14 protein-coding genes and 1 pseudogene are annotated in these 15,064 nt (G+C 55.7%); 9 read left to right on the top strand and 6 right to left on the bottom strand.

Features of this window, described 5'->3' with window-relative positions; genetic code table 11:
- Positions 1-197: 197 nt before the first annotated feature.
- Positions 198-671 carry a DUF4199 domain-containing protein gene (locus MWH26_RS07990; protein ID WP_244696070.1) on the bottom strand — a complete coding sequence of 158 codons (474 nt, stop codon included), beginning with the start codon at positions 669-671 and terminating at the stop codon, positions 198-200.
- A gap of 298 nt (positions 672-969) precedes the next feature.
- Here MWH26_RS07990 and MWH26_RS07985 point away from each other — a divergent pair, with 298 nt between their 5' ends.
- Both MWH26_RS07985 and MWH26_RS07980 read left to right on the top strand, forming a co-directional pair.
- Positions 970-2,592, top strand: coding sequence for an ABC-F family ATP-binding cassette domain-containing protein (locus tag MWH26_RS07985; RefSeq protein ID WP_244696069.1), 1,623 nt, complete (start codon positions 970-972; stop codon positions 2,590-2,592).
- Positions 2,593-2,610: 18 nt separating this feature from the next.
- Positions 2,611-3,387 carry a hypothetical protein gene (locus tag MWH26_RS07980; protein WP_247976786.1) on the top strand — a complete coding sequence of 259 codons (777 nt, stop codon included), beginning with the start codon at positions 2,611-2,613 and terminating at the stop codon, positions 3,385-3,387.
- A 102-nt stretch (positions 3,388-3,489) separates the two neighbouring features.
- On the opposite strand, the gene MWH26_RS07975 is transcribed toward MWH26_RS07980, so the two are convergent.
- Positions 3,490-3,660: a lmo0937 family membrane protein gene (locus MWH26_RS07975; protein ID WP_244696067.1), complete on the bottom strand. Its 171-nt coding sequence runs from the start codon at positions 3,658-3,660 to the stop codon at positions 3,490-3,492.
- 342 nt (positions 3,661-4,002) lie between these two features.
- On the opposite strand from MWH26_RS07975, the gene MWH26_RS07970 reads away from it, so the two are divergent.
- Together MWH26_RS07970 and msrA are read left to right on the top strand one after the other, a co-directional pair.
- Positions 4,003-4,893, top strand: a complete 891-nt coding sequence (locus MWH26_RS07970; protein ID WP_247976785.1) for a 3-hydroxybutyryl-CoA dehydrogenase — start codon at positions 4,003-4,005, stop codon at positions 4,891-4,893.
- A 144-nt stretch (positions 4,894-5,037) separates the two neighbouring features.
- The gene (gene msrA / locus MWH26_RS07965; RefSeq protein ID WP_247976784.1) at positions 5,038-5,583 is read left to right on the top strand and encodes a peptide-methionine (S)-S-oxide reductase MsrA; all 546 of its coding nucleotides are present in this window, start codon (positions 5,038-5,040) and stop codon (positions 5,581-5,583) included.
- Positions 5,584-5,690: 107 nt separating this feature from the next.
- On the opposite strand, the gene MWH26_RS07960 is transcribed toward msrA, so the two are convergent.
- A complete protein-coding gene (locus MWH26_RS07960) occupies positions 5,691-6,497 on the bottom strand; it encodes a hypothetical protein (RefSeq protein WP_247976783.1) in 807 nt (268 codons plus the stop codon).
- Positions 6,498-6,657: 160 nt separating this feature from the next.
- A complete protein-coding gene (locus MWH26_RS07955; protein WP_247976782.1) occupies positions 6,658-7,482 on the bottom strand; it encodes a 2,3,4,5-tetrahydropyridine-2,6-dicarboxylate N-succinyltransferase in 825 nt (274 codons plus the stop codon).
- A 131-nt stretch (positions 7,483-7,613) separates the two neighbouring features.
- Here MWH26_RS07955 and MWH26_RS07950 point away from each other — a divergent pair, with 131 nt between their 5' ends.
- The 5 genes and pseudogenes from MWH26_RS07950 (at position 7,614) to MWH26_RS07930 (ending at position 13,783) form a co-directional block, all read left to right on the top strand.
- Complete coding sequence (locus MWH26_RS07950) at positions 7,614-8,768, top strand: glycosyltransferase family protein (RefSeq protein WP_247976781.1); 1,155 nt, start codon at positions 7,614-7,616, stop codon at positions 8,766-8,768.
- Between the two features lie 98 nt (positions 8,769-8,866).
- Complete coding sequence (locus MWH26_RS07945; protein ID WP_247976780.1) at positions 8,867-9,880, top strand: 3-oxoacyl-ACP synthase III family protein; 1,014 nt, start codon at positions 8,867-8,869, stop codon at positions 9,878-9,880.
- A 122-nt stretch (positions 9,881-10,002) separates the two neighbouring features.
- Positions 10,003-10,661: pseudogene (locus tag MWH26_RS07940) on the top strand (metal-dependent transcriptional regulator).
- A 136-nt stretch (positions 10,662-10,797) separates the two neighbouring features.
- Positions 10,798-12,189 carry a tRNA uridine-5-carboxymethylaminomethyl(34) synthesis GTPase MnmE gene (gene mnmE, locus MWH26_RS07935; RefSeq protein ID WP_247976779.1) on the top strand — a complete coding sequence of 464 codons (1,392 nt, stop codon included), beginning with the start codon at positions 10,798-10,800 and terminating at the stop codon, positions 12,187-12,189.
- 301 nt (positions 12,190-12,490) lie between these two features.
- A complete protein-coding gene (locus MWH26_RS07930; RefSeq protein ID WP_244696058.1) occupies positions 12,491-13,783 on the top strand; it encodes a citrate synthase in 1,293 nt (430 codons plus the stop codon).
- 92 nt (positions 13,784-13,875) lie between these two features.
- Here the strand turns inward: MWH26_RS07930 and MWH26_RS07925 are convergent, their stop codons facing one another.
- Complete coding sequence (locus MWH26_RS07925) at positions 13,876-14,235, bottom strand: DUF4890 domain-containing protein (protein ID WP_247976778.1); 360 nt, start codon at positions 14,233-14,235, stop codon at positions 13,876-13,878.
- A 191-nt stretch (positions 14,236-14,426) separates the two neighbouring features.
- Positions 14,427-14,795, bottom strand: a complete 369-nt coding sequence (locus tag MWH26_RS07920) for a hypothetical protein (protein WP_244696056.1) — start codon at positions 14,793-14,795, stop codon at positions 14,427-14,429.
- Positions 14,796-15,064 lie beyond the last annotated feature (269 nt).

Raw genomic sequence — 15,064 nt, 5'->3', positions numbered from 1 at the left:
GAAAAATTCAGCTCAACCGCACTCTTTTGTTAGTACAAATATATACAAATTTAAACACAACAACTTAGTCACTTATTTTTTTTGTATAAATATTTATAGAAATAAACATATTTATATACCTGCTTCTATATAGCCATATAACAAGCAAAGCCGACCAGCAGGTCGGCTTTGCTCTGTTCACATTAAGTATGCTTGAACTACTCGATTTCCGTGACGGGTTTATGGTCGGGGCTTTTGTAATACTGCATGGCTACTAAGGAGATAATCACGCCGGACATGGCACCTTGCAGGATGATGGCGAGGAAGGCAATAGTTACCGACAGATCAAAGCCGAACAGATCCTGAGCCCGGATACCATCCATGACGTTGCGGTTAAGCACACCGGCATACAGAATAAAGAAGAAGGCAAAAATTACCGAAGCCACAATGGCTGTAATAATACCCGTCCCAAAACCATGTAGGTAAGGCATCCGGTCCTGCCGAAACCGCTTGTAGTTTACAATAGCCAAACAGATACCAACGGCCAGAATAACGGCGTTGAGAAAGCTAAATTCAATACGCTCCGACAAGCCAGTCAGAGAGGCAATCAAAAAATATAAGATCATGCCGCCGGCCGTAAACAGGCCATAGCGAATGCCATTCGTTTCGGGGGTAATGCGTGATGCTGCCATACGTTGAAAGAATCCAGGGTGAGGAAAGAGGAACGGTAGACGGGAGAGTTCCGGGAACTAGGGGTAGTGAGAGTTCTGTTTTCCCTGCACTTCCAGCCCAGCTATCTGCCATCAGTTACTTTTTATACCGTATTGTTCGGCAGCTGGTTGTGAATTCGGTTTGCTTTTTTTTCCAATCTGACTTATCCCGACCGATGAACCCCGGCGGGCCGAGGCATTTTGCGTATTTTTGCGCGCCAACGTCAGCAGCTTCTGTTGCTACCTGTCGTTCCCCCAAGTTTCTCCGCACACATTTGATATGATCAGCACCTCCAACGTAAGCCTGCGCTACGGCAAGCGCGTATTGTTCGAAGACGTTACGATTAAATTCATGCCCGGCAACGTGTACGGCCTAATTGGGGCCAACGGCGCGGGTAAATCCACCTTCCTGAAAATCCTGTCTGGCGAAATTGAGGCCAATACCGGCTCGGTTGACATGCCCAAGGGGGCGCGGCTTTCGGTCCTGAAGCAGGACCAGTTTGCCGCCGACGCTTTCCCGGTGCTCCAGACGGTTATCATGGGCCACCAGCGCCTGTGGAAGGTGATGGAAGAGAAGGATGCGCTGTATGCCAAAGCCGACTTCTCGGACGCCGACGGGGAGCGGGCCGCGGCCTTAGAAGGCGAATTTGCCGATTTGGAGGGTTGGAATGCCGAATACGAAGCCGCTGAACTGCTCTCCGGCCTTGGCATTTCGGAAGACAAGCACCAGACCCTCATGGGCGACCTAGGTACTTCCGACAAGGTGCGCGTACTGCTGGCCCAGGCCCTGTTCGGTAACCCCGACGTGTTGCTGCTAGACGAACCCACGAACGGCCTCGACGCCGAAACCGTGCTGTGGCTGGAGAACTTCCTCGACTCTTTCCAGAACACGGTTATTGTAGTAAGCCACGACCGACACTTCCTCGACGCGGTGTGTAACTACATGGCTGACCTGGACTTCTCGAAAATCACGATGTATCCCGGCAACTACTCGTTCTGGTACGAGTCGTCGCAGTTGGCCCTGCGCCAGCGCCAGGAGGTGAATAAGAAAACGGAAGACAAGCGCAAGGAACTGGAAGAGTTTGTGCGCCGCTTCTCGGCCAATGCTTCTAAGTCGAAGCAGGCTACCTCGCGCCAGAAGTTGCTCCAGAAGTTGACGTTAGAGGAAATCAAGCCTTCATCGCGCAAGTACCCGTACATCGCCTTCAAATCGGAGCGTGAGGCGGGCAACCAGCTGCTCACGGTAGAAAACCTGAGCAAGTCGGTAGACGGCCAGACCATCTTCCGCAATGTGTCCTTCTCCCTCGATAAGAAGGACAAGGTGGCCATTATCAGCCGCGACGACCGGGCCGCCTCCCTCCTGTTCGACATCCTGTTCGAAGAAACCAAGCCTGACACCGGCGACTTTAAGTGGGGTACCACTATTACGCCCAGCTACTTCCCCAAGGAAAACACAGAGTTCTTCAACACCGACTTGAACCTGGTAGACTGGTTGCGCCAGTACAGCACGGAAAAAGACGAGTCATTTATCCGGGGCTTCCTGGGGCGGATGCTGTTCTCGGGCGAGGAGTCGCAGAAGAAGTCGAACGTACTGAGCGGGGGCGAAAAAGTGCGCTGCATGCTTTCCAAGATGATGATGGAAGGCGGCAACGTGCTGGTGCTCGACGACCCAACGAACCACTTGGATCTGGAAAGCATCACGGCCCTGAACAACTCCCTCCGGGACTTTGCCGGCACCCTGATTTTTGCTTCCCACGACTTGCAGGTAGTAGAAACCGTAGCTAACCGCATCATTGAGTTGACTCCGGACGGCATCATCGACCGCCGCATGAGCTACGAAGAGTACCTGGCCGATGAGAATATCAAGGCGCAACGCCAGCGCATGTATCAGTTGGTTTCGTAGTTACGTTCTAGCAAGAATATGAAACGACTTCTGTTCTTACTACTTATGGGGGGGGCCAGCCTTGGGTTGGCCCCTACCGTTTCGGCGCAGGTTACGGACACTACCCGCACCGTGAAGCCCCAACTAAACACGGCCCCGCCCGGTACCGCCCCAGCCCCACCGCGCACGACGGCGCCGCCCGTGTACCAGCCCACGCCCACGGCTCCTACTGAACCGGTGCAGCCGGGCGTCCCGGCCTCTAACGCCCCCTACGACCCTAGCCGGCCCTCGGGCTTAGATTTGCCCCAGCGGCCCGGGGTAGCAGCGCCAGAGCTTCCGATGCGCCGCTACTTCCTGTACAGCAACTTTGGCCTAGGCTTTAGCAGCCTTTATGGGTTCAATCAGTTCAGTGCCAGCCTGGCACCAGCTATTGGCTACCGAGTTTCCAAGCGGTTTGCCATCGGCCCTGGCATCTCCTACGCTTACAATAGTTACTCGGCCCGGGGCTCTGAGAGCATCAAAACCAATAGCTTGGGCCTCAAAGGTTTTGCGCAGTTTATCGTGTTCGACCAGTTCTTTTTGCACGGCGAGTACGAGGTAACTAAGGCCGAAGTCCTGTATCAGGATCAGTCCACTGGTCAGCTATTCAAGGGCAAGCTCACGGTGAAAACCCCCTTGGCCGGTGCGGGCTACCGCCAACAGATTGGGGACCGGGCCGCCGCTGACATTGTGGTGCTCTACAACTTCAACGACGGCATCAACGACATCTACGGCCAGCCTGTTATACGCTTTAGTTTCTTGTTTGATTTAAAGTAAATCAGAAGGACAAAACACAAAAAAGCCTGACTCAATTGAGTCAGGCTTTTTTGTGTTTTTCGGACTAAAGAATTCCACTACCAAGTGGAATGAGGAAGCTAGTTACACTACCCGCCCACCGCGAATTACACGCAGTAGAATGGCGATAATAGCAATAACTAACAAAACGTGAATCAGGCTGTTGCCCTGGATACCGGTTCCGAGTACACCGAAGAAGCCCAAGGCCCAAATGATGATCAGAATGACGGCAATGATATACAGTAGGTTGCCCATGGTGAGAGGAGAGAGTTGGTGAAAGGTTAGGGAGAGTTCAGAGACAGAAAACCGTGTATCTGGGTGAGTACGTGGTTAGGGCTGCATCTGCGGTTTTGTACGCTGGCGTTATGAAAAAAGGTTTATCAGATATTCATATTTTTTTCCTGACGCGCGCAGCCTAGCTGTAAAACCAGCCTTTAAACACCGATTAGCCCGCTTTTATCCTTAGAAAATAAAGTATATAAATAACCAAATGTCCTAATCCATCATTGAGCCGCTCCGCTTTCCGTGTAGCTTTGCGCCACTCTCAGCAGCCGGCATGGCTCCTGCGTTTCCTTCCCACCCAACCTCTTTTCTCTTATGCTTAACGTTGCCGTTATTGGCTCGGGCACTATGGGCAATGGCATTGCCCACGTATTCGCCCAGCACGGGTTTCCCGTTGCTCTTATCGATATCAACCAGCCGGCCCTCGACAAGGGAGTAGCCACCATCGGAAAAAACCTGGATCGGCAGGTCGCGAAAGGCTCCCTCACGGATGCCGACAAAACCGCTACCCTGGGCCGCCTGACTACCTATACCAGCGTGGCCGAAGGTGTGCGCAATGCTGACCTAGTAGTGGAAGCAGCCACCGAAAACGTGGAATTAAAGCTGAACATCTTCCGGGAGCTAGACCAGCACGCGCCGGCGGCGGCTATCCTGGCCTCCAACACCTCTTCCATCTCCATCACCAAAATTGCCGCCGTAACCAAGCGCCCCGAGCAGGTGATTGGCATGCACTTCATGAACCCAGTGCCGGTAATGAAGCTGGTAGAAGTAATTCGGGGCTACGCTACTTCCGATGAGGTGACGAGCCGCATCATGGACCTGTCGCGGGAGCTGGGAAAAACCCCGACGGAGGTGAATGACTACCCCGGCTTTGTGGCCAACCGCATTCTAATGCCCATGATTAACGAGGCTATTTACAGCCTGTTCGAGGGGGTAGCGGGCGTAGAGGAAATTGACACGGTCATGAAGCTGGGCATGGCCCACCCCATGGGCCCGCTGCAACTCGCCGACTTCATCGGGCTGGATGTGTGCTTGGCCATTCTGCGGGTGCTGCACGAGGGCCTGGGCAACCAGAAGTACGCCCCGTGCCCGTTGCTGGTGAACATGGTAACCGCCGGCAGACTGGGCGTTAAGTCTGGGGAAGGCTTCTACTCCTGGACTCACGGTAGCAAGGAGTTGGTGCTGGCTGAGCGCTTCCGCAATTAAGCTCCACCCAACTGCTGGTTAAACCAAACGCCCTTTCCGGTTGCGCCGGGAGGGGCGTTTGTGGTTGGGCTTACCTGAAACCTTTGGGGCCGAAATTCGCTTATAGAGGTTCAGTTTTGCCTTCGACTCCTTACCACTATTTCAATGGAACAAGCCACATTTGGCGGCGGCTGCTTTTGGTGCACCGAAGCCGTATTTCAGAATTTAAACGGGGTGCAAAAAGTAGTATCGGGCTACACGGGCGGCCGCATTGCCAACCCTACCTATAAGGAAGTGTGCAGTGGTCTGACCGGCCACAACGAGGTTATTCAGATTACATATGACCCGGCCGTTATCAGCTACGAGGAGCTGCTGGAAGTCTTCTGGAAAACCCACGACCCTACTACCCTCAACCGCCAAGGCAACGATACGGGCACGCAATACCGCTCGGGAGTGTACACGCACAACGAGGGACAGCAGCGCACGGCCGAGGCATACAAACAGCAATTAACCGCCGCTAACGCCTTCGATGGCCCTATCACCACCGAAATCCTGCCGCTCACGGTGTTTTACCCTGCCGAGGCTTACCACCAAAATTACTACAACCTGAACGGCTCCCAGCCTTATTGCCAGTTTGTAGTGAAAAGCAAAGTGGATAAAGTAAAGGCCGTATTCGGCGACAAGCTCAAGACCGAAGCTCGCTCCTACTAGCCCGCAGCTCAAGCAAAACGGCCCGACCTGATTTTGTCAGGTCGGGCCGTTTTGCTTGCTAGGCAAAGTAATTAGCCTTGGCCGCGAGCAACTCAGCGTAGCGGCGCTTACTGCTGCTCCTGCAAATCAATTTGGAAGGGGCCATGCTCCCGGCCGAGGGCATAGAACAGGGCCACTTGGTTCATGAGGGTGCGGGCGTACAGGTCGAGGGCGCGGGTTTCCAGGATCTGGTTGTTTTTCACAATGATAAAGCTCACCAACTCGCCGGGGTAAGCCCCATCCTCGCCCAGCGGCGGAATAGCCTCGAAAGGTGAGTGCGACTTTACGGGAATAAACTCTTGTTTGGGCAGTTCCATCAGGGTTTTACTGCCGTAAGGAATAAAGCCTTTCAGGTGCGAATAGCGGTAGTTTGGGTTCCAGACCCAGCTGCCGTTAAAGATGTAGTACTCGTCGGTGCCCAGGCGCAGGAAGTCCCGCAGGGAAACGTTTACGCCCACGCGCCAGTTAGTTCGCTCTTCCAGGTTTTGCTGGATGAGGGCGAGGCGGGTGGGGTCCGCTACATCGGTCAGGCTCTGGGTCAGCCGGGCCCGTACGACTAGCTCGCAGCCTGCGTACAGGTTTAACAGCTGCTGCCGCCACGCATTTTGGGCGCCTAGCTGGTAGGCATCGGCCCGGCTAAACTCAAAGAAGTTGTGCGTGTAAGGGCCGGCAATGGCTACCCCGTCGCGGCCGTTGGGCTCGGCCCATTCCACCAGAAAGCAGGGCCGCGTGCGCCCGTCGACCCAGGGCAATTCCCGGTTAAAGGCCACGCGCGTTTGCACCAGCTCGGGGTCAATGTTTAATTCCTGGGATACGTAGTCGCGGACTTCGTCGCGGGCCTGCGCCGCGGACACTACTGATTTAAGGGTACTCATCAAGAATAGAATCGGGGGAATTGAAGCGGGGAAACTCCCCACCGCTGCGCAATATCTCGTATCTGGCCGTGGAAAAAAAGTACCCTGGCACAAAGTGCGCAGGGTACGATATAGAGTAGTTGCTTGGGGCAACCGACACGGAAGCCTCTCAATGGCCGGACTACACGGCTACGTTATGCTCGCGCAGGGCGTCGTTGAGGGAGGTTTTCAGGTCGGTGCTGGGCTTGCGCTGCCCAATAATCAGGGCGCAAGGTACGTGGTACTCGCCGGCTGGAAACTGCTTGGGCAAAGAACCCGGAATGACCACGGAGCGGGCCGGTACGTAGCCCCGGTACTCCTTGGGCTCAGAACCGGTTACGTCGATGATGCGGGTGCTGCCCGTGATGGTAACACCCGCCCCGATGACAGCTTCCTTGCCGACAAAGCAGCCCTCTACCAGAATGCTGCGCGAGCCCACGAAGGCCCCATCTTCTACAATAACAGGAGCAGCCTGCACTGGCTCCAACACGCCACCAATGCCCACGCCGCCGCTCAGGTGCACACCCGCACCAATCTGGGCGCAGGAGCCTACCGTAGCCCAGGTGTCTACCATCGTGCCCTCGCCTACCCAGGCACCAATGTTCACGTAGCTCGGCATCATGATAACGCCGGGAGCCAGGTAAGCTCCGTAGCGGGCTACGGCTGGAGGCACCACGCGCACGCCTTGCTGCTCGTAGTTAGTTTTGAGCTGCATTTTGTCGCGGAACTCAAAGGGCCCCACTTCAATGGTTTCCATCTGGCGGATGGGAAAGTACAGGATAACTGCTTTCTTCACCCAATCGTTGACCTGCCAGTCGGCCCCTTCCGTAGTGCCGGGCTGAGCCACGCGCAGGCGGCCTTTATCAAGTTCTTCAATTACGTGCTGGATGGCCTCCGTGGTGGCCGCTTGCTGCAACAGGCTCCGGTCGGTCCAGGCAGCCTCAATCAGGGTTTGGAGTTCAGACATCTACAATCTGGTTGTCAGGTGATATTCCGTTGGTTGCCCGCACCGGGGGCGCTACGCGGGGCTGCTGGCCGCCGCGTGCCGCCCCCCTCCGCCGACAACTAACAAGCAAACTTACCATCTTCACGGCCAATATGCCGCCTTCCCTGACCATTTTACTGGCTTCGGTGCTCAAGCCCCTCGACGATACCCGCATGCTGGGCAAGTTTGGGCGCACCCTAGCCAGCCGGACCGGAACGCAAGTGCATGTTGCTGGCCGCCTCGCGCCTTCCCCCTCCGGCCTTCCTCACAATCTGCATACCCACGCCCTACTTGAGGGTACTCGCCTAAGTCTACAGCGCCTGCACGCCCAGTGGCTGTACTGGCAGTTGCTACAAAAGCTCCGGCCCCAGGTGGTACTGGTGCACGCGCCGGAATTACTACCGCTAACCGTAGTATGGAAGGCCTTGAAGCCTGGTCGGCGCTTTGTGTATGACGTGCGCGAGAACTACGCCCTCAACATCCAAACCCAGCAAGTATACCCTGCCTGGGCCCGCCACATGCTGGCTACCCTGGTGCGCGGCCTAGAAACTTTGGCAGCCAGGCAGGCTACAGCAGTGCTGCTAGCGGAACGCAGCTACGCGCAGGAATTGCCGTTTGCCAAGCCTGGCAAGACGCTGCTCCTTGAGAACAAATATCAGCCCTACTCCTCTCAGGCGCCATCAGCAACCACCTTTCCGCGCCGCTTACCGGCCCCCACTGAGCCCCTGCGGGTGCTGTACTCCGGCACTATTTCGGAGCTGAACGGCGTGTGGGAAGCCATCCGCTTTGTCCAGCATCTGCGCACTGCTTGGCCCCTAGCCCACCTGACCATTATTGGGGCCTGCCAGCAGCCGGGGCTGTTGCCGCGCTTGCAAGCGGCCGTTGCCGAAGCCAACGACGCCGTGACCCTACGAGTCGGGGCAGAATTGGTGCCGCACGCTGAGGTTGTAGCCGAAATCCAGCGCAGCCACCTAGGGTTGCTACCTTACCGTCCGCACCCCAGCACGGCTCGGTGCGTGCCCACTAAGCTGTTCGAGTACTTAGCCCACGGCCTACCCCTGTTGGTGCCGCCCAACCCTTTGTGGCAGCAACTGGTGCAACCCTCCGGCGCGGGCGTCGCCTTTGACTTCCAGCAACCCGAGTACCCGGCTGCGCCTGACCTCGCCGCTGAACTTAGCGCCCGGTGGTACTACCCGAGCGGAGCACCCGCGGAAGCTTTCTGGACCTCCGAAGCCGAAAAGTTGCACCGCCTCATGGATTCTATATAGTAACTGCCGACCTTTGCGGCCCGTTTACGGCGCAGGTCTCGAATTTTTCTACCTTCGACTCCGTTTCTCAGACCTACTGCTCCGCAAATTCCCCCTTGATGAACACAACTCTCCGAATGTCTGAAATTGCCGGTGTAGGCCACTACGTGCCCGACCGTGTAGTAACCAACGCCGACCTCACCACTTTAATGGAAACCACCGATGAGTGGATCCAGGAACGCACCGGCATTCGGGAGCGGCGCTGGTTTGAGGAAGGCAAGGATACCACTGCCAACATGGGGGCTAACGCGGCCCGCAAGGCCCTGGAAATGGCCGATCTCACCCCCGACGACGTGCAAATGATTGTGTTTGCTACGTTGTCGCCCGACTATTTTTTTCCCGGCTCCGGCGTGTTGTTGCAGCGGGAGTTAGGCATTCAGGCTCCGATTCCGGCCTTCGACGTGCGCAACCAGTGCTCGGGCTTCGTGTACGCGCTGTCCATGGCCGATCAGTTCGTGAAAACCGGCATGTACGACACGGTACTGGTAGTTGGCTCGGAAATTCACTCCTCCGGCCTCGACATCAGCACCCGCGGCCGCGGTGTATCGGTCATTTTTGGTGATGGCGCCGGAGCGGTGGTGCTGCGCCCCAGCACCCGCCCCGAACACGGCATCCTGAGCACCCACCTGCACGCCCAGGGCGAGCATGCGGAGGAGCTGATTGTAAAGGAGCCCGGCTCGAACCGTAATAACCGCGTACAATACGTGGTAGATAACGAGCTGGAAATGTATCCTTACATGAACGGGCAGAACGTATTCAAGCACGCTGTAGTCCGTTTCCCCCAGGTTATCAAGGAGGCCCTCGACCACAACGGCTACCAGCCCCAGGACATCAATATGCTGATTCCCCACCAGGCCAATCTGCGCATCACGCAGTACGTTCAGCAGAAGATGGGCCTCTCCGACGACAAAATCTTCAGCAACATCCAGCGCTACGGCAACACTACCGCGGCTTCCGTGCCCATCGCGCTGAGCGAAGCCGTGCAGGAAGGCCGCATCAAGCGCGGCGACTTGGTGTGCTTGGCTGCCTTTGGCTCCGGCTTTACGTGGGCTTCGGCACTTATCAAGTGGTAGGTTTTTTCAGTTAAGAATTAAGAATGAGCAATAAAGAACTGGCCGTTCCACGACTTTGATACAGGTCGGGAGCGGCCGTTCTCAATTCTTCATTCCTCGTTCTTAATTCTTCATTTCTAAAAATGCCTAGCTACACCGAGGAGAATTACCTAAAAGCAATTTATAAACTGGCGGAGGCCCAACCGGGTAGCGAAGTCAGCACGAATAGCGTGGCCGAAGCCCTGCGTACCCGGGCGGCCTCCGTTACGGATATGCTCCGTCGGCTCGGGGAGAAAGGCTTGCTCCACTATACCCGCTACCGGGGGTTACGCTTACGGCGGAAGGCCGGCGCCTGGCCCTGCTTACCATCCGCAAGCACCGCTTGTGGGAGGTATTCCTGGTCCAGCAGCTCGGCTTTACCTGGGACGAGGTGCACGACGTAGCGGAACAGATGGAGCATATCGACTCCGACCTGCTCGTGCAGCGTCTCGACGAGTTTCTGGGCTACCCCCAGCTTGACCCCCACGGTGACCCCATTCCTACTGCTGAAGGCGTCCTGCACCGCCCTCAACACCGCCTCCTGGCCGACCTTCGCCCCGGCGACCAAGGCATCGTAGTGGCCGTTAAAAATACGTCCGTTCCGTTCTTGCAGTACCTTGACAAGGTAGGGTTGAATCTGGGCACTCACATTGAAGTATTGGATAAGATTTTATTTGATAACTCGTTTGAAATCAGAATTAACAAGACAAAGGAACATCTTTTGTCTGCGGAAGTAAGTCGCAACCTGTACATCACGGGCTAACTCTACTTGGGAAAAGTAAACAAGTAACGTTGGCGGACGAAATAGCGCTGGGCGTCACTAGTTGCCATGCTGCATTTGCCGATATTTCCCGCGTCACAACCCCTACCTTTGCGGCTGACACCATTTCCTCGCCGCCGTGGCCGTTGCACTTCCTCCTTCGCTTTCCGATACCATCGTTGCCCTGTCTACGCCGCCCGGGGCGGGGGCCATTGCCCTAGTTCGCCTTTCGGGCCCCGCCGCCATTCACCTCACCGATGAAGTGTTTGCCGGCAAGCACCTGCGCGACCAGCCCAGCCATACCCTCCACGTTGGAACTGTTCGGGACGGGGAGCGGATCATTGATGAGGTAGTCGTTTCCCTATTTCGGGGGCCGCATTCCTACACCCGCGAGGACGTGGTGGAAATCAGTACCCACGGCTCCGACTACATTGTGCAGGAACTCCTGGGTTTGCTGGTCCGCCGCGGGGCCCGGTTGGCCGAAGCTGGGGAGTTTACCAAACGGGCGTTTCTGCACGGCGCCTTTGACTTAGCCCAGGCCGAGGCCGTGGCCGATTTGATTGCCGCCGACTCGGCCCTTTCGCACCAAGTAGCCATGCGGCAAATGCGGGGTGGCTTCTCCCAGGAGCTAAAGGACCTGCGCGGACGCTTGGTGCAGTTTGCGGCCCTGCTGGAGTTGGAACTGGACTTCGGCGAGGAGGACGTGGAGTTTGCCGACCGCACCGGCCTAGTGCGCCTGCTGGAAGAAGTGCAGACCCTGGTGCGCCGCCTGCTGCGCTCCTTTGAGTTAGGCAACGTTATTAAGCATGGCGTGACCACCGTAATTGCCGGGCGGCCCAATGCCGGCAAAAGCACCCTGCTGAACGCGTTGCTTAATGAGGAGCGCGCCATCGTTTCAGCCATTGCCGGCACCACCCGCGACCTGATTGAGGACGAAGTCAGCCTCGACGGCATCCGCTTCCGGTTCGTAGATACGGCGGGCCTGCGCGACACCACGGACGTAGTAGAATCCATGGGAGTAGAGCGGACATTAAAGCGGGTTCAGCAAGCAGCTTTGGTTATATATCTGTTTGATATTACGACCACTACCCCTACGGGTCTTCAAGCGGAGATTGACGCTTTACAACTACCAGCAGGCATTCCGCTACTGGCGGTTGGAAACAAGCTGGATGTGGCCAGCGACACCGAGCAAGCGGCCTACGACGAGCGGCCAAACACCGTGCTGATTGCCGCCTCCCGCGGCGACGGACTCGACGAGCTACGCGAAGCCCTGCTGACGCGGGTGCGTGGTGAAGGCCTGGACCGAACTGGCTCCAGCACTATTGTTACCAACGTCCGGCACGCTCGCAGCCTAGAGCAAGCGGCGCTTCACCTGGAGGCCGTCGTGCAAGGCCTAGCCACCGGCGCCGGGACGGAGTTGCTGGCAGCTGATCTGCGGCATGCGCTGGCTACCCTGGGCCAGATTACCGGCGAAATCAGCAGCGACGACCTGCTCACCAGCATCTTCACACAGTTCTGCATTGGCAAATAGGCCGCTGAGTAGGCCCGCCCATGAGTATTAGGGTATCACCCACTGTTGCTTCACCTGTAAGCTTAGCCACCTATTTTCCACGAAGGCGGAAGGTCTGGCTGGAATAAATCTGGGCAGTTAGCCGGAAAAAATCCGGCTTTATGCCATACTTATCCGGTTCGGGGCTTTTCTTTGCGTTTCACCCCATCTTAAACAACAACCCGGGCCGGATTGTACTATAGGCGCCAAACTCTCACGGGGTTTTACTGCTACTTGGTAATTCTTTAGTTTCGCCCCGCAACCCACCCTTCACCTTACGCATATGGCAGAATCTGCTGAACTGATCCTCGACGGGAAATCGTACTCTCTCCCGGTTATTGAAGGCACCGAGCAAGAAAAGGCTTTCGACATTGGTAAGCTGCGCGACCAAACGGGCTACGTTACCCTGGACTCGGGTTACAAGAATACCGGCGCCACGAAAAGCGCTATTACCTTCCTCGACGGCGAAGAAGGTATTCTGCGCTACCGCGGCTACCCCATTGAGCAGTTGGCCGAGAAGTCCTCGTTCATTGAAGTGGCCTACCTGCTGATTTATGGTAAGCTGCCTACCGAAGCCGAGCTTCAGAACTTCAGCAACCAGATTACCAAGCACACGCTGGTGCACGAAGATGTGCGCAAGATTTTTGACGGCTTCCCGTCGGCGGCTCACCCCATGGCCATCCTGAGCAGCCTGATCTGCTCGCTCACCGCCTTCTACCCCGAAAGCGTGTCGCCAGACCTGAGCAAGGAGGAGATTGACCTGAACGTTATTCGTCTCATGGCCAAACTGCCCACCATTGCAGCCTGGACCTATAAAAACCAGATGGGTCACCCGCTGAACTACCCGCGGAATGATATGGACTATTGCTCCAACTTCCTGCACATGATGTTCAGCTTCCCTACCGAAAAGTACGAGTTGAACCCGGTGGTAGTAAGTGCTCTGAACAAGCTGCTCATCTTGCACGCCGACCACGAGCAGAATTGCTCTACTTCCACGGTACGCTTGGTAGGCTCAGCCAACGCTTCGCTGTACGGCTCGGTTTCGGCTGGTATTAACGCTTTGTGGGGCCCGCTACACGGCGGCGCCAACCAGGAGGTTGTGGAAATGCTGGAAGCCATTGAGCGTGACGGTGGCGACACCAGCAAGTTCATCGATAAGGCGAAGGATAAAAACGATTCCTTCCGCCTGATGGGCTTCGGCCACCGCGTCTACAAGAACTTCGACCCGCGCGCTACCATCATCAAGAAGGCCGCCGATGAGGTGCTGGCTGCCCTGGGCCTGCAGGACAGCCCCCTGCTGAAAATTGCGAAGGAACTGGAGCAAGCTGCTCTTACCGACGAGTACTTTATCCAGCGCAAGCTTTACCCGAACGTAGACTTCTACTCCGGTATCATCTACAAAGCCTTGGGCATCCCAACGGAGATGTTTACGGTGATGTTTGCCTTGGGTCGCCTACCCGGCTGGATTGCCCAGTGGAAGGAAATGCGCGAGAACAAGGAGCCGATTGGTCGCCCCCGCCAGATCTACACCGGCGAAACAGCGCGCGACTATACGCCCATTCAGCAGCGTTCGTAGTTTCCACTTCTGAAAGAGCTCTGCTTACAACAAAAAAGCCCGCTACAGCGGGCTTTTTTGCGTCCAGAGAAGTATGCTGGCTTATGATAGGGCTAGCGGATACTGGCAGCGGTAAAGTTTTGTTTGATGTCGTCGTAGGCGGCAAGCTGCTTGGGCCACAAGATGGAGGCCAGGTCCCACTCGTAACGCATCTGTACGTCGGCGAGGGTTTTGTCGAGACCAGCGGCATCTGAGGCGAACTGCTTGCGAGCTTCGGCCATTTCAGTAAGCAAGCGCAGGTTGAGTTGCCGAACCTTCACATACTGTCCTTCGCTGAGCTTGGTGCGCTCTGCCATGCGCCGGGTGAGTTCCGTGGCACGGGTAGAGAGCTTACCACCGTCAGCGGGGGCAGCGTGGGTAGTACCTGCGGCTAGCAGCAGGGCAAATGCCAGGCAAATGAATCCGTTTTTCATAATGGTGTAGGGTTGGTGGAAAGTGGAAAACCAGAAATAAAAAGCGACTCAATAGCAGGTAGCTAAATATATACTATTACTATAAATTATATTATATATAGTACTTATAAAATCATGTCATTATGCCTTCTTCTCTAAGGCCGCTCCAAGAAGAAAAGCTCACTTTTAGGTGAGCTTTTCTTCTGGAAGGTTTACTTAGGTGCGGCACCTAAAGCCGTCATGCTGGTGCGGCTTTGTTGAAACAAGGCCAACTGAGCGGGACGCAACAAAGCGGTCAGGTCGTTTTCGTAGCGCCCCTGGGCATCAGCTAGGCGCTGGTCTAGTAGCGTTGGATCGGCCGCAAAGCGCGTTTTTAAGTCTTCTTGCTCGGCTAGCATTCGGATGTTCAGTTGCTTTACCCGCAGGTATTGCCCCTCATCCAAGCGAGCTTTATCAGAAATGGAGCGCGTGAGAGCGGTTGCCCGCGCTTGTAGGCTGGTAGGCGCCTCCGGCTCGGAACCAGCTACAGCAGCTCCTTGCAGGCCCAACAACAGACCCGCGAACAGAGTAATTTTCTTCATAGTGGTAGGATGTGAAAAAGGATGAAAAGTGAGGCGTGTATAAGTATGCTGCGGGAGTAAGGAGGAAGGCAAGTCGTCCGTGGAGGAGAAAATTGCCATTATCCGTAGCTCAGCAGCATGAACAAATATAGAATTCATTATTAAATAAAAAAAAGATTTTTTATAACTATTCTACCTTAATACTTTCACCCAAAAGTTATAGATGCCTCATTATGAATCCTGTAATAATCTTACAACAAAGAAAAACTCCAATAAAAAAACCCAACTGC

This window comes from Hymenobacter sublimis (genome assembly GCF_023101345.1).
Lineage (GTDB): Bacteria > Bacteroidota > Bacteroidia > Cytophagales > Hymenobacteraceae > Hymenobacter > Hymenobacter sublimis.
Note: the sequence above shows the minus strand (reverse complement) of the source record. Positions and strands in the feature narration are given on the sequence as shown.

Excerpts from the sequence above, each read along its gene's own strand:
- MWH26_RS07990 (WP_244696070.1), bottom strand. The coding sequence starts at position 671 with ATGGCAGCATCACGCATTACCCCCGAAACGAATGGCATTCGCTATGGC.
- MWH26_RS07985 (WP_244696069.1), top strand. The coding sequence starts at position 970 with ATGATCAGCACCTCCAACGTAAGCCTGCGCTACGGCAAGCGCGTATTG.
- MWH26_RS07980 (WP_247976786.1), top strand. The coding sequence starts at position 2,611 with ATGAAACGACTTCTGTTCTTACTACTTATGGGGGGGGCCAGCCTTGGG.
- MWH26_RS07975 (WP_244696067.1), bottom strand. The coding sequence starts at position 3,660 with ATGGGCAACCTACTGTATATCATTGCCGTCATTCTGATCATCATTTGG.
- MWH26_RS07970 (WP_247976785.1), top strand. The coding sequence starts at position 4,003 with ATGCTTAACGTTGCCGTTATTGGCTCGGGCACTATGGGCAATGGCATT.
- msrA (WP_247976784.1), top strand. The coding sequence starts at position 5,038 with ATGGAACAAGCCACATTTGGCGGCGGCTGCTTTTGGTGCACCGAAGCC.
- MWH26_RS07960 (WP_247976783.1), bottom strand. The coding sequence starts at position 6,497 with ATGAGTACCCTTAAATCAGTAGTGTCCGCGGCGCAGGCCCGCGACGAA.
- MWH26_RS07955 (WP_247976782.1), bottom strand. The coding sequence starts at position 7,482 with ATGTCTGAACTCCAAACCCTGATTGAGGCTGCCTGGACCGACCGGAGC.
- MWH26_RS07950 (WP_247976781.1), top strand. The coding sequence starts at position 7,614 with ATGCCGCCTTCCCTGACCATTTTACTGGCTTCGGTGCTCAAGCCCCTC.
- MWH26_RS07945 (WP_247976780.1), top strand. The coding sequence starts at position 8,867 with ATGAACACAACTCTCCGAATGTCTGAAATTGCCGGTGTAGGCCACTAC.
- MWH26_RS07930 (WP_244696058.1), top strand. The coding sequence starts at position 12,491 with ATGGCAGAATCTGCTGAACTGATCCTCGACGGGAAATCGTACTCTCTC.
- MWH26_RS07925 (WP_247976778.1), bottom strand. The coding sequence starts at position 14,235 with ATGAAAAACGGATTCATTTGCCTGGCATTTGCCCTGCTGCTAGCCGCA.
- MWH26_RS07920 (WP_244696056.1), bottom strand. The coding sequence starts at position 14,795 with ATGAAGAAAATTACTCTGTTCGCGGGTCTGTTGTTGGGCCTGCAAGGA.